The sequence below is a fragment of the Brevibacterium sp. CS2 genome (genome assembly GCF_005280295.1).
In the GTDB taxonomy this organism is placed as follows: Bacteria; Actinomycetota; Actinomycetes; order Actinomycetales; family Brevibacteriaceae; genus Brevibacterium; species Brevibacterium pityocampae.
The window spans coordinates 2,289,252-2,302,389 of record NZ_CP040020.1 but is presented as its reverse complement, the minus strand read 5'-3'; the positions used below and the strand labels follow the sequence as shown (position 1 = coordinate 2,302,389).

Genomic DNA, 13,138 nt, shown 5'->3' with positions numbered 1-13,138 from the left:
GCGAAAGGCCCGCGATTCCTGCAGCCGCCCGCGGAATCTGTGCAGGAATCGCGGGCATCTGCAGGCGGCGCGGGGTGCTCGCCCGGTCCCCGGTCAGCCGGCGATGTATTCCTTCAGGTGCTTCCCCGTGAGCGTCGAGGCGTCGGCGACGAGCGCGGCCGGCGTGCCCTCGAACACCACCCGGCCGCCCTCGGAGCCCGCCCCGGGCCCGAGGTCGATGATCCAGTCGGCATGCGCCATGACCGCCTGGTGGTGCTCGATGACGATGACCGACTTCCCGGCGTCGACGAGCGTGTCGAGCAGGCCGAGCAGCTGGTCGACGTCGGCGAGGTGGAGGCCGGTGGTCGGCTCGTCGAGGACGTAGATCCCGCCCTTCTCCCCCATCCGGGCGGCGAGCTTGAGCCGCTGCCGCTCACCGCCGGACAGGGTGGTGAGCGGCTGGCCGATCGTCAGATAGCCCAGGCCCACCTCGGCGAGGCGCACGAGGATCCTGTGGGCCGCCGGCAGGCGGGCCTCGCCCTCGCGGAAGAACGCCTCGGCCTCCTCGACGGACATCGCGAGGACCTCGGCGATCGACCTCCCGCCCAGGCGGTGCTCGAGCACGGAGGCCTCGAACCGCCGCCCCTCGCACACCTCGCACGTCGTCGACACCCCGGCCATGACGCCAAGGTCGGTGTAGATCACCCCGGCGCCCTTGCAGTTGGGGCACGCGCCGTCGGAGTTCGCGCTGAACAGCCCGGGTTTGACCCCGTTGGCCTTGGCGAAGGCCTTGCGGATCGGATCGAGCAGCCCGGTATAGGTCGCCGGATTGCTCCGCCGGGAGCCGCGGATGCCTGACTGATCGATGACGACGACGTCGTCGCGGTCGGCGATCTGGCCGTTGATGAGCGAGCTCTTCCCCGAGCCGGCGACTCCGGTGACGACGGTGAGCACGCCGAGCGGCACGTCGACGTCGACGTCGCGCAGGTTGTTGTCGGCCGCCCCGCGGATCTCGATCGCCTCTCTCGACTCCCGCACCGTCTCCTTGAGGCGGGCGCGGTCGTCGAGGTGGCGGGCGGTGAGCGTGCCGCTGTCGCGCAGCCCGGACAGCGGACCCGCGTAGCAGATCTCCCCGCCGGCGGCACCGGCACCGGGCCCGAGGTCGATGACGTGGTCGGCGATCTGGATCATCTCCGGCTTGTGCTCGACGACGAGGACGGTGTTGCCCTTGTCGCGCAGGCGGCGCAGCAGGCCGTTCATGCGGTCGATGTCGTGCGGGTGGAGGCCGGCGCTCGGCTCGTCGAACACGTAGGTGATGTCGGTGAGCGAGGAGCCGAGGTGGCGGATCATCTTGGTGCGCTGCGCCTCGCCGCCGGACAGCGTGCCCGCCGGCCGGTCGAGCGAGAGGTAGCCGAGCCCGATCTCGACGAAGGAGTCGAGGAGCTCGCGCAGGCCGGCGAGCAGTGGGACGACCGAGGGCTCGTCGAGCTCGGCGACCCAGGCGGCGAGGTCGGTGATCTGCATCGCGGCGGCCTGCCCGATGTGGATTCCCCTGATCGTCGAGGATCGGGCGGCCTCGCTCAGCCGGGTGCCGTCGCACTCCGGGCAGCGGGAGAAGGTGATGACGCGTTCGACGAAGGCGCGGATGTGCGGCTGCATCGCGTCGACGTCCTTGGACAGGAAGGACTTCTGGATCTGCGGGATGACCCCGGTGTAGGTGAGGTTGATGCCCTCGACCTTGATCTTCGTCGGCTCCTTGTAGAGGAGGTCGTCGAGCTGGCGCTTCGTGAACTTCTTGATGGGCGTGTCCGGGTCGAAGAACCCGCAGGCCCGGAAGATCCGGCCGTACCAGCCGTCCATGCTGTAGCCGGGCACGGAGAGCGCGCCCTCGTTGAGCGACCTCTCCGCGTCGTAGAGCTCGCTGAGGTCGAAGTCCTCGACCCGGCCCATCCCCTCGCAGCGCGGGCACATGCCCCCGGTGATGCTGAACGTCCGCTTCTTCTTGACGGTCCGGCCGCCCTTGTCCAGGGTCACGGCGCCGGCGCCGCTGACCGAGGCGACGTTGAAGGAGAAGGCCTGCGGGGAGCCGATGTGCGGGGTGCCGAGCCGGCTGTAGATGATCCGCAGGAGCGCGTAGGCATCCGTCGCGGTGCCCACGGTGGACCGCGAGTTCGCGCCCATCCGCTCCTGGTCGACGAGGATCGCGGTGGTGAGGCCTTCGAGCCGGTCGACGTCCGGGCGGGCGAGGCTCGGCATGAAGCCCTGGACGAATGCGCTGTAGGTCTCGTTGATGAGCCGCTGGGACTCCGCGGCGACCGTGCCGAACACCAGCGAGCTCTTGCCGGACCCGGACACCCCGGTGAACACCGTGAGCCGCCGCTTGGGGAGGTCGACGCTGATGTCCTTGAGGTTGTTCTCGCGCGCGCCGTGGACGCGGATGCGCTCGTGGGCGTCGGCCGCGGGCGCGGAGTCGCCGACGGCGGCGGTCGGGGCGGAGGGCCCGGGATCGGTCATGAGGTGTCTCCCAGCGCAGGCGGGTGCGGCCGGCGGGTGCGGCCGTCGGAAGTCTACTCCCGCCCGCCGTCCGCGAACCCGGCGCGGGCTCCTAATACCCGGTGTAGCGGCCCGGCCGGTGGTTGAGGGCGAGGATGAGGTTGAGGACGACCGCGCCGGCGGCCGACAGCAGCACCGACGGCCAGGGGCTCACCATCAGGGCGGCGACGATGATGAGGACATCGATGCCCATCTGCACGTAGCCCGCACTCCAGCCCAGGCGCTCCTGGACGAGCAGGGCGAGGATGTTGATGCCGCCCAGGCTCGAACGGTGACGGAACAGGATGAGGAGCCCGACCCCGGCGAGCAGGTTGCCGGTGAACGTGCCGTAGACGGGGTCGACGTCGACGCCGGCGAGCATGACCGGGTGGAGGAGCGTGAGGGCGGAGACGAGGAGCACGGCGATGATCGTGCGGAGCGTGAAGCTCCATCCCTTCTTCCACAGCGCGAGGGCGAAGAACGGGATGTTGACCAGCGGGAACATCACCGCGACCGGGATGTCCGAGGCGTAGCTCAACAGCAGTCCGAGGCCGGCGGTGCCGCCGGTGACGGCGAGCGCCTCACCCAGCAGGTAGAGGCCGAGCGAGGCGAGGAAGGTGCCGGTGAGCATCCCCCACACGTCCTCGATCCACGAGTGCTTCTGGAGGGCCTGGTCGACCCCGTTCATAGCACCGAGCGGCGGTGCCGAGGGCTCCGGGTCCGCTGCAGGACCCGGAGCCGAGGTGGGAGCCGGGTCCGGGGCGGGAGCCGGTCCCGTGCCCGGAGCGGCATCCCGGTGCGGGGTCGCCTCGGGCTCGCGGTGGGGTTCGGGTGCGGGGTGCGTCATGAGGTCCTTCCGATTCCGTCGTCCACGGGCCGCAGGCGGACGAGCCGCAGCACCGCGAGGGACACGATCCCGGCGATCACGGTGTCGATGCCGCGCGTTAGCGTGAGCTGCAGGGGTGATTCGTCCGGGGTCAGCGGCACCGACATGAACAGGGCGAGCAGGGTGATGAGGACGCTGCCGAGCAGGTAGTTGCGGGCGGTCCAGCGGGCCACGCACCACAGGAGGATGCACAGCACGGCGACGTAGCCGGCGCTGCCGAGGTGGAGGTCGGCGACCGGCAGGAACAGGAGCAGGCCGGCGAGCGTGCCGAGGATGCGGGACACGGCGCGCAGGGTGAGCTGCCGGGAATCGCCCGGGTAGGAGAGTACGAGGACGACGACGAGCACTCCCCAGAACGGGTGCGCATCCCCGCGCAGGGCACTGATGCCGAGCGTGGCGCTCAGCGCGATCGCGATCCGCACGAACGTGAGCCGGGTCGACCCGCGATCCGGCCCGGCACCGGCATCGTCCCGCGGAGCATCGACGTCGTCGGTCTCCTCCTCGTCCGCATCGCCGGCAGCCCTGTCCGCATTCCCGACCGTCTCCGGTCCCGGCTCCCCGGCCGGCTCCGGCTGCGCGTCCGCGGTACGCCGGTCGAGGAGTGCGTCGATGCCGCCCATGAGCAGCGCGAGGGCGGAGCCGAGCGCGAGGAACAGGAGGGTCAGCGGGATGCCGAGGCCCACCCCGCCGAGCAGGGTTCCGCCGCCGACCATGAGGACGAAGAAGTACGGGCCCGGCGGTCCGGGATCGACCCGCCGGGTGACGAGCACGGCGAGCACCGCGGACCCGAGGTAGGCGAGCCAGGTGAGGAGCGCGGACCCGGCTGCCGCCATGCCGAGAGCGACGGAGCCCAGGAGCCCGAGCGCGGCGATGATGTATGCGCGCAGCCGGCGTGCAGCGGCTGCCCCCGCCGAAGAGCACGATGTACGCCCCCAGCGCCACGAGCAGCCCCTCGAGCGGTCGGCCGAGCGCGGTGAACACGATGAACCCGAACCACACGGGGCTCACCAGGAGCAAGGTGGTCCGCAATGACATGAGCGGCGGGCGGAACGTCACGAGTGCACGGAGGAAGGAGGTCTCCTCCGTGCTCGGCCGCTGCTCGTCGTCGTGCTTCACGGGTTCCAGTATGCTCCCTCCGGTTCGGTAGAGTGCCACTCGATGGCACGTCCGGCCCCCGACTCCCCCGCCCCCGCGGGCGACGGCACCCCCGCCGCTCCGGCACCGGACCCTGCCGAGGCGCGGCCCGGGCCGCTCGCCCGGTTCCGCATCCCGATCGACATCGCTGTCGCGGTCGTCGCCGTCGTCTACACCCTGCCGCTGCTGCTGACGGGCCGCCGTGGGCCAGCCGCCGATCATGCTCCTCGTCCACGTCCTCCTCGCCGCGGCCATCGGCGCCGCGCTGCCGTTCCGGCACCGGCACCCGGTCGCCGCCCTCGCCGTGATGGTCATCGCGATGAGCGCCCACGCGCTGCTCGGCGCCCCGCTGCTCCCCATCGACGTGCTGGCCCTGCCCGCCCTGTACTCCCTCGCCGCTCGGCACCGCCCGCCGGTGTCCGTGCCGGGCGCCGCCGCGCTGCTGACCTGGCTGCTCGCCACCACCCTGCCGCGGCTCGGCGACGAGCACCTCAACCCCGGCGAGGTCGGCCTCCTCTGCGTCGTCATCGCCTGGGTGTGGACCTGGGGCACCCTCGTGCGGATCCGCCGTGCCCACCTCGACGAGCTCGGGGCACGCGCCCTGCGGCTCGAACGCGAGCAGCATGCGCTCGCGGAGGCCGCGGCGGCCGAGGAGCGCGCCCGGATCGCCCGCGAGATGCACGACATCGTCTCCCACAGCCTCAGCGTCGTCGTCGTCATGTCCGAGGGGGCGGCCGCCACCGTCGACACCGCCCCCGAGCGCGCCCGCGAGGCGATGCTGCGGGTGCGCGACACCGGGCGCAGCGCGCTCGCCGACATGCGCACCATGCTCGGCGTCCTCCGCAGCCCGGAGACCGGCCCCCACGACCCGCAGCCCGGAATCGACCGGCTGCCGGAGCTCGTCGCGGAATCCCGGGCCGCCGGCCTGCCGGTTCAGCTCACCGTCGACGGGGACCACGCAGCACTGTCCACCGGGCTCGAGGCGACCGTCTACCGGATCGTGCAGGAGGCCCTCACCAACACCCGCAGGCACGCCGGGCCCGAGGTCGGCCGTGTCGAGGTCGCGGTGCGCACCGACCCCGGGTCGGTCCGGGTCCGGATCGCCGACGACGGACAGGGCCCCGCGACGGCGCCGACGACCGCCGCACCGGCATCCGCGCCGGCGGGCACCTCGACAGCGGGCACCTCGGCGGCGGGCACCTCGGCGGCGGGCAACGGGTTCGGACTGCGTGGCATCCGGGAGCGGGTGGCGGCCTCGGGCGGGATCGTGCACGCCGGACCGCGCCCCGGCGGCGGTTTCGAGGTCGCCGCCGAGCTGCCGACCGACACCCGAACGGAAGGAGAGCGCACATGACGATCCGCGTGGTGCTCGTCGACGACCAGGAGATGATCCGCACCGGCCTGCGGATGATGCTCGAGTCCCGGCCGGAGATCACCGTCGTCGGCGAGGCCGGCGACGGCGAGGAGGCGCTCGCCCTGCTCGAGTCCGTCGCCGCCGATGTCGTGCTCATGGACATCCGGATGCCGCGCCTCGACGGGGTCGCGGCCACCCGGCGGATCCGCGAGCAGGCGGACGCCCCGCAGGTTCTCGTCCTCACCACCTTCGACGTCGACGAGTACGCCTACGACGCGCTGCGCGCCGGGGCCGGCGGCTTCCTCCTCAAGGACGCCCCGCTCGAGGAGATCGCGCAAGCGATCGGCCACGTCCACGCCGGGGAGGCGATCGTCGCCCCGAGCACCACGCGCCGCCTCCTCGACCACGTGCTCGCCCCCGGCGGCGCCGCTGACGGCGCACCGCGGCTGCCCGACCCGCGCCTCGAGCTCCTCACCCCGCGGGAGCGGGAAGTCCTGCTCGAGGTGGCCCGCGGGCACTCGAACGCGGAGATCGCCCAGCGCCTCGTCCTCGCCGAGGGGACGGTGAAGATCCACGTCGGCCGGATACTCACCAAGCTCGACCTCCGCGATCGGGTGCAGGCCGTCGTGCTCGCCTACGAATCCGGGCTCCTGCGGCCCGGCCCGGAGGACCCCGGGGACGCGCATACCACCTGAGGCATAGGCGCAGGTTATGTCCCGCGGCTGACGACGCGGCGTCCGATCCTCGCGAGGGTGGAGGCATGGACACGATCATCAGCACCCACGGACTGACCAAGACCTACGGCACCCGCCCGGTCGTCGAGGACCTCGAGCTGCGCGTCCCCACCGGATGCGTCTACGGGTTCCTCGGCCCGAACGGGGCCGGGAAGTCGACGACGATGAAGATGCTCCTCTCCCTCGTCCGCCCCACCCGCGGCGAGGTGACGATCATGGGCCGGCCGATGAACCGCAGCACCCGGCGGGAGCTCCTCGGCGGGATCGGCTCCCTCATCGAATCGCCACCGGGCTACGGGCACCTCACCGGAACGGAGAACATGCGCCTGATCCAGCGGCTGCTCGGGCTCGACGACGCGCAGATCGATGCGGCGGTGCGCACCGTGCGGCTGGAGAAGCAGCTCGACAAGAAGGTGCGCGAGTTCTCGCTCGGCATGAAGCAGCGCCTCGGGATCGCGATGGCGCTCGCCCGGCAGCCGCGGATCCTCATCCTCGACGAGCCGAGCCAGGATCTAGGAGGTATCCGTGGTTGGTGTCTCAAGCCTACCGAACTCGGGCTCGCAGCGCAGGAGTCCCAGCACGAACCGGACGAGACGCAGGTGCGTCGTACGCGGGTCTAGACAGTACAAACCGTTTCGCGATGGAGCGAGGCGAGGGGTGTATCGAACCACGATGCTAAGGCCGCACAAGACACAGACGGCACGGAGTTGTTCAGCTGAATTTATACTAAATCGACGACACCGCCCAGTCTTCGTCCTCCCTATTGAGAGGCGAGAAATCCTGCGGCGCTTCCAACTCCGATGGCCGTTCGTGCATTCCCTTTAGAGCCGGGAGATCAATCCGAGGCTGAAGAGGCCGGGGTCCGCCCAGTCGCAGATGGTCCGGTGATCTCAGTCGGTGGGTGCGTTTCCGGGTCGTGTCGATTGCTGCTGTGGGAAGTTGTGCGCGTTTCTCAGGTCAGATCCCTGGTCATGTCGGGCCGCGGTGTCCTAGTACTGAGTTCGGAATCGTCCGCGGCGGTCAGTTATTCACTCTCAGGTGAGGATGAGCTGCCAGGTACCGACCATCACCGCCACACCAATGGAGGCGGCACTGAAACAAGTGGCTGTGATAACCAGCCAGGCGTCGCGGGCGTGGAAGCGTGAGGCCCGAGACCAGGTTCGTGCTTGCGTCCCGAATCCACGTCCTTCCATCGCCATCGCCAGCCGGGCTCCGCGGCGGATCGCCTGCACTAAGAGTGCGAACGCCAAAGGCACTATCGCTGTGGCCCGAGAGAACAGCGAGTCCGCACCCGCGCCTCGAGTACGGCGGGCCAGTACGAGTGTTTTCCACTCTTCGATGAACAGGGTCACGAGTCTGGCGGCGGCCAGCGCGGAGAGAACGAAACGCTCCGAGAGCCGCAGGTGCTGGACTAACCCGTCGGCGAGGTCCGTGGGATCAGTCGTCGCCGCTACGACGATGCCCGGCAGTGCCAGGGCGAGGGAGCGCACGGTGATCGCGGCACCGGCTTCAAGCGAGCCCAAGGTGATAAGGTAGGGCCCCAACTCCACAAGCACAGTACCGGTCTTCGCCGCCATGATGGCTGTGGCCCAGCCCGCGATCACAGCGGCAACCGGGAGGACCCAGAGTCGGCGGAGCATGGCACCCACGTCGAGCCCGCTTGCGGGCAACCCGATGGCCAGTAGGAGTAGGAGCATCACGGTTGCCGAGACAAGGTCGATGCTCAGCAGTACTCCCATCATGAGGATCAGAACTGCTGCGAGCTTGGCCACGGGGTTGGCACGCGAGACCTGTGTCGGCCGTCGCAGCGGAATGAGGAAGTCCTGGGCGGGGCGCGTTTTCCTCCTCGTCATGGGTTGGACTGATCCCACCGGGAGCATACGCGACTCAGACATGCGAAGCCTCCCCGCCCTCGTCATGGACGTGGACCGAGTTGATGGCCTCAGCTGGGTTGTTCTCTTGTGCTGGGACCGCGCTGGGTCCGTTGAAGTCCAAGCGATCCGCGCTGAGGGCATGTGCGAAGGCTTCGTCGTGGGTGACGGCGACGATGGCCCGGTCCAAGGCCAGTTCCTCGGCGAACATCTTCGTCAGCTCTCGCCAGGTCAGTGCGTCTTGGCCGAAGGTCGGTTCGTCGACGATCAAGACCTGCGGTGCGGCAGTGAGCATGCAGGCCACTGACAGTCTGCGTTTCTCGCCGCCGGAGAGCGTCTGCGGATGAGCCTGAGCCAGCCGGTCAAGCTTCAATCGTTCGAGGAGCTCGTCGACGCGCGCCTGGATCTGGGTCTTCGAGTACCCGGCTTGGCGGGGTCCGAATGCTAGTTCTTCGGCGACCGTGTGGCGAAGGAACTGGTGTTCTGCTTCTTGGAAGACCATTCCGATCCGTGTCACCAGTGAGCGGGACTTCCACTGTGAGGGCTGTGCGCATTTCGGGCGGTGAGGGCCGGCGAGCAGGGACTGCGAAGCGGTCACTGTCCCCGCGTCTTCTGGTATCAGACCTGCCAGAGTGAGAGCCGTGGTGGATTTTCCGCTGCCGTTGGGGCCGGTGAGCGCGAGAGCCCGACCTGCTCGTACCTGCGCCGACACCGTGGCGACCGGCTCTGCGCCGGGACGAGCGACGGTGATGTCCTTAGCACAGAGCATCTCCTCGCCTCGCGTGGTCGGGGTGTAGGCGATTCCAGGGACAGCGCCGGGCAGCCAGAGTCCCGCGGCCTGGAGGCAGTCGCGTAGGCGCATGTCGCCGAGCACAGTGTTGGGATCGCCGTCGGCCAGCAGCCCTTCTGGACCCAACACGAGGATGCGATCAACATGGGGTGCCCAGATCTCCAAGCGGTGTTCGACGACCACCATGGTCGCCCCGGAGCGTGCTTGTGCTGCCAGGACGGCATCGCGGACCGAATGCACCGCATCGGGGTCGAGGTTGGCCGTGGGCTCGTCGAGAACGATCACTCCGGGTTTCATGGCCAAGACGCCGGCGATGGCCAGACGTTGCTTCTGCCCGCCAGACAGCGCCAGGGTCGGGTGGTCGGGCTCCACCGGCAGACCCACAGTCTCCAGTGCTGTGCGCACCCTTTCGGGGATCTTCTCGGCGGGCAGACCGAGGTTTTCCATACCGAAGGCGACGTCATCACCGACTCTGGCGAGAATCACCTGGGAGTCGGGGTCCTGCAGGACGAGGCCCGCAGCCCCGCGTGAGGCTGCCGGTGGAGCGTCACCGACGAGCAGTGACCCCGTGGCATCACCGGAGACGGCTGGCAGAACACCGGTGATGGCGTGGAGGAGCGTGGACTTTCCGACTCCGGAGGCACCGGCGAGGAGAACGCGCTGCCCAGCTTCGATGTGCAGATCGAGTCCGGAGAACGCTGGCCGGGTCCTGCCGGCATGAGTCCAGCCATAACCGCGGGCCGTAACGGAAAGGGGGGTCATACAGAAATCCTTGAATAGGAGCAGGGAGCGAATCGTGGGCGCGATTGGTGCCTCTGGGCTGGAGGCAAATGCGTCGAGCCCGTACCAGCGAGCGTCACGAGACACTGAGACACCGGTCGCGCTGAATGTTTTCGCTCCGGTGATGGTCAGATGCGTTTGGCGGCCCGGCCCGCCGCGACCGAAGAGAGGGCGCCAGTTCTCACGAGTGCGCGCGTGAGGAGCCAGGAGCCCAGGCCAGCGATCACGATGCAGCTGAGCACCGCTAGGAGGATGTAGACGGTCTGGGCCTGAGTGGTCCATGCCGCATAGGACCTCAGAATTCCGCCCACGCCCAGACCGACTCCGGCTAGTGCCCCCGAGAACAAGGCTGCACCGAGTCCGAAACGTCGGTAGCCCAGGAGCGCGAAGCCGGCCTCGGCTCCCAGGCCCTGAATGAGTCCTGAGATGATCACTGTCGCCCCGAAGTGCGAGCCCAGCACCGCCTCGGCAGTGGCGGCGATGAGCTCGCAGAACAGCGCAGCGCCTGGACGGCGGATGATGAGGCCAGCCAGGGGTCCGGCGAGTACCCAGACTCCGCCGAAGAGACCGATGAGCGGCGGATAGGCATTCGTCCACAGCTGGAAAACGGCCCAGCTGGCAGCCCAGGCCCAAAACACCAAACCGACTGCGAAACCGAGGACGGCGGTGATGACGATATCGACAACGCTCCACCTATGAGTCGATTGAGCCGACCCGGGTTGGTCACGAGTTGTGGGCGTACTGTTCTGCATGGATAGCCTCCTGAAGGGCAATGTGAGTGGCTGGAGCCCTCGACCGCTCGCGGCATCTGCCGCTGCCGACATCAAAGGGTCACGATTTCCCAAGCCCGCTGCCCAGCGCGGGCCCCGGTGGTGCTGCGGATGGTGCACGTTGACACCGGAAGCAGCGTTGCTCTCGACGGGTCAGTGCTTGGGCCTTGTCAGACCCAGGTGCTCTCGTAACGTTGTGCCCTCGTACTGAGTCCGGAATCGTCCGCGGGCCTGCAGTTCGGGGATGACGTGGTGGACGAAGTCCTCGATCCCCTGCGGCAGGGACGGTGGCATGAGGTTGAAGCCATCCGCGCCGCCGGTGTCGAGCCAGAGTTCGATCTCATCGGCGATCGTCTCCGGGGCGCCGACCATCGTGCAGTGTCCGCCACCGGCGGCAAGCCGGCCCAGTAGCTCGCGCACGCTCGGCTGCTCGGTCTCGACGATGCGCAAGATTGTGGCGTATCGCCCCTTGGGGCCGGTGAAGGCCTCCAGCGGGGGTAGGGGCGGTACCGGGGCGTCGAGGTCCCAGGCGGATGCGTCCTGTCCGATGAAGGTGCTCAACTGCCGCAGAGAGCTCTCCGTCGGCAGGAGGACGTCGAGTTCTCGTTGCCGGGCCCGTGCCTCGTCCATGGTCGATCCGACATAGGCCACCAGGCCGGGCATGACCGCCACCGTGTCCGGGTCACGGCCGGCACCTGTGATCCGGCGACGCACATCACTGCGGTACTCCCGTCCCGCCTGCACGTCATAGGCCACGGCATAGATGGCCTCGGCCCGGCGGGCGGCCAAGTCCCGTCCCTGCTCGGAGGCACCGGCCTGGAACAGCACCGGGTGTCCTTGCGGCGGGCGGGGCACATTGAGCGGACCACGCACATCGAAGTGCTCACCGGAATGATTCAGCTCCACGAGTCGGGAGCCGTCCACGTACCGGCCTGGTTGCCCATCGGGTGCCTCTGCGCGTTCGATGAGGATGGAGTCCTCTGGCCACGAGTCCCATAGCCGCAGGACGACGTCGACGAACTCCTCGGCCCGGGCGTAGCGAGTCGCGTGATCGGGCATGCGGGGCATGCTGTGGTTCTGCGCCTCGGTATCGAACATTGAGGTCACCACGTTCCAGCCGATCCGCCCGCCCGAGATGTGATCGAGGCTCGCCAGCATCCGGGCGGCATGGAAAGGTGTGTAGAACGTGGCTGAGACCGTGCTGACCAGCCCGATCCGCTCAGTGGCCTGAGCCAATGCCGCCAGGAGTGTCAGCGGCTCGAGGTGCCACCTGGGACCATCACCGGCCGTGGCCGGTTCCAGTGAGTGGCCATCGGCGAAGAACACCGCGTCCAGCAAGCCGCGCTCGGCGACTCGTGCCAGCTCCTGGTAGTAAGCCACCTCCGTGAGTCGTTCGACCGACGACTCCGGTGCCCGCCAGGCCGCACTGTGATGGCCAACACCGTGGATGAACAGATTGAAGTGGGCCTGCTTGACTTCCACGGTGCTCACCCCTTGACGAGCCCGCCGTCAACGATGAGGTTCTGCCCCGTCACACCCCTGGCCCACGGGGAGGCGAAGAACACCACCGGGTCGGCGAGCTGTTCCGGCGTCGTCACCGCCCGCAGCGGGGTACCTGCGGCGATGCCTTCGAAGACCGCCTCAGGCGTCGCAGACGAAGCGTCCGTGGTCTGCAGCAGGCCACCGGAGACCATGTTCACGGTGATGCCTTGCGGGCCGAGATCATCAGCGAAGGTCCGGGTCAGAGACAGCAGCGCGGCTTTCGCCGCGGTGTAGTCGTGGTAGGGAACGACCGGGTGCTGGAAAAGATTCGTACCAATGTTGACGATCCGGCCGAAGCCTGCCTCGACCATGCCGGGAAGCGTTGCCTGGATGACGTTGAGAGGTCCCTGCACGGAACCGGTGAACTGTGCGGTGATCTCCTCGTAGGAGATCTGGTCCGCGTGGGAGCGGGCATCGCCGTTGAAGGAGAAGTCGGCCAGGGCGTTGTTGACGACCGTGGTGAACCGCCCGCCAAGGTGATCGGCTGCCTCAGCGACGAGCGCGTCGACCTGGGCACGGTCGCGGACATCAGCCCGGATCGCGATCGCCTGTCCAGGGTGGCCGGCGGCGAGGTCCTCCGCGGCCTCCTGGGATGCGTGGTAGTTGATCACCACCCGCGCACCCTGGGCCAGGAACGCGCGAGTGATCGTAGCTCCGAGTCCGCGGGCCCCTCCGGTGACGAGGACGATCTGCTCGGTGAGGGGGAGAATAGTGTGTGCCATGTGTATGCCTCTCGATGTCGAGGCGAAGGCAACCCGTGCGCGCC

The 13,138-nt window shown here is 68.9% G+C and carries 11 protein-coding genes; 3 read left to right on the top strand and 8 right to left on the bottom strand.

Features of this window, described 5'->3' with window-relative positions; translation table 11 throughout:
- Nucleotides 1–93 precede the first annotated feature (93 nt).
- The 3 genes from FDF13_RS10335 to FDF13_RS10325 all read right to left on the bottom strand — a co-directional run bounded on the left by FDF13_RS10335 (nucleotide 94) and on the right by FDF13_RS10325 (nucleotide 4,230).
- Nucleotides 94–2,493, bottom strand: coding sequence for an excinuclease ABC subunit UvrA (locus FDF13_RS10335; RefSeq protein ID WP_137319573.1), 2,400 nt, complete (start codon nucleotides 2,491–2,493; stop codon nucleotides 94–96).
- Between the two features lie 91 nt (nucleotides 2,494–2,584).
- Nucleotides 2,585–3,199, bottom strand: a complete 615-nt coding sequence (locus FDF13_RS10330; RefSeq protein ID WP_137320467.1) for a YitT family protein — start codon at nucleotides 3,197–3,199, stop codon at nucleotides 2,585–2,587.
- 155 nt (nucleotides 3,200–3,354) lie between these two features.
- Nucleotides 3,355–4,230 (bottom strand): FUSC family protein, encoded by an 876-nt coding sequence (locus FDF13_RS10325; RefSeq protein ID WP_137319572.1) that lies wholly within the window; start codon nucleotides 4,228–4,230, stop codon nucleotides 3,355–3,357.
- A 503-nt stretch (nucleotides 4,231–4,733) separates the two neighbouring features.
- On the opposite strand from FDF13_RS10325, the gene FDF13_RS10320 reads away from it, so the two are divergent.
- From FDF13_RS10320 to FDF13_RS10310, 3 genes are all read left to right on the top strand, one after another.
- Nucleotides 4,734–5,885, top strand: a complete 1,152-nt coding sequence (locus tag FDF13_RS10320; protein ID WP_137319571.1) for a sensor histidine kinase — start codon at nucleotides 4,734–4,736, stop codon at nucleotides 5,883–5,885.
- Entirely contained in the window at nucleotides 5,882–6,580 is a 699-nt protein-coding gene (locus FDF13_RS10315) for a response regulator transcription factor (protein ID WP_137319570.1), read from the top strand. The genes FDF13_RS10320 and FDF13_RS10315 overlap by 4 nt, the downstream gene beginning before the upstream one ends.
- A gap of 65 nt (nucleotides 6,581–6,645) precedes the next feature.
- The gene (locus FDF13_RS10310) at nucleotides 6,646–7,239 is read left to right on the top strand and encodes an ABC transporter ATP-binding protein (protein ID WP_137319569.1); all 594 of its coding nucleotides are present in this window, start codon (nucleotides 6,646–6,648) and stop codon (nucleotides 7,237–7,239) included.
- A 414-nt stretch (nucleotides 7,240–7,653) separates the two neighbouring features.
- On the opposite strand, the gene FDF13_RS10305 is transcribed toward FDF13_RS10310, so the two are convergent.
- The 5 genes from FDF13_RS10305 to FDF13_RS10285 form a co-directional block, all read right to left on the bottom strand.
- Nucleotides 7,654–8,391 carry an energy-coupling factor transporter transmembrane protein EcfT gene (locus FDF13_RS10305; RefSeq protein WP_254668776.1) on the bottom strand — a complete coding sequence of 246 codons (738 nt, stop codon included), beginning with the start codon at nucleotides 8,389–8,391 and terminating at the stop codon, nucleotides 7,654–7,656.
- Nucleotides 8,392–8,506: 115 nt separating this feature from the next.
- Complete coding sequence (locus tag FDF13_RS10300) at nucleotides 8,507–10,042, bottom strand: ABC transporter ATP-binding protein (RefSeq protein ID WP_137319567.1); 1,536 nt, start codon at nucleotides 10,040–10,042, stop codon at nucleotides 8,507–8,509.
- Between the two features lie 146 nt (nucleotides 10,043–10,188).
- On the bottom strand, nucleotides 10,189–10,812 hold the full coding sequence (locus FDF13_RS10295) for an ECF transporter S component (protein ID WP_175406952.1): 624 nt from the start codon (nucleotides 10,810–10,812) through the stop codon (nucleotides 10,189–10,191).
- A gap of 171 nt (nucleotides 10,813–10,983) precedes the next feature.
- Nucleotides 10,984–12,312, bottom strand: a complete 1,329-nt coding sequence (locus FDF13_RS10290; protein ID WP_204783069.1) for an LLM class flavin-dependent oxidoreductase — start codon at nucleotides 12,310–12,312, stop codon at nucleotides 10,984–10,986.
- A gap of 5 nt (nucleotides 12,313–12,317) precedes the next feature.
- Nucleotides 12,318–13,094 carry a 3-oxoacyl-ACP reductase gene (locus FDF13_RS10285; protein WP_137319564.1) on the bottom strand — a complete coding sequence of 259 codons (777 nt, stop codon included), beginning with the start codon at nucleotides 13,092–13,094 and terminating at the stop codon, nucleotides 12,318–12,320.
- Nucleotides 13,095–13,138: the final 44 nt, after the last annotated feature.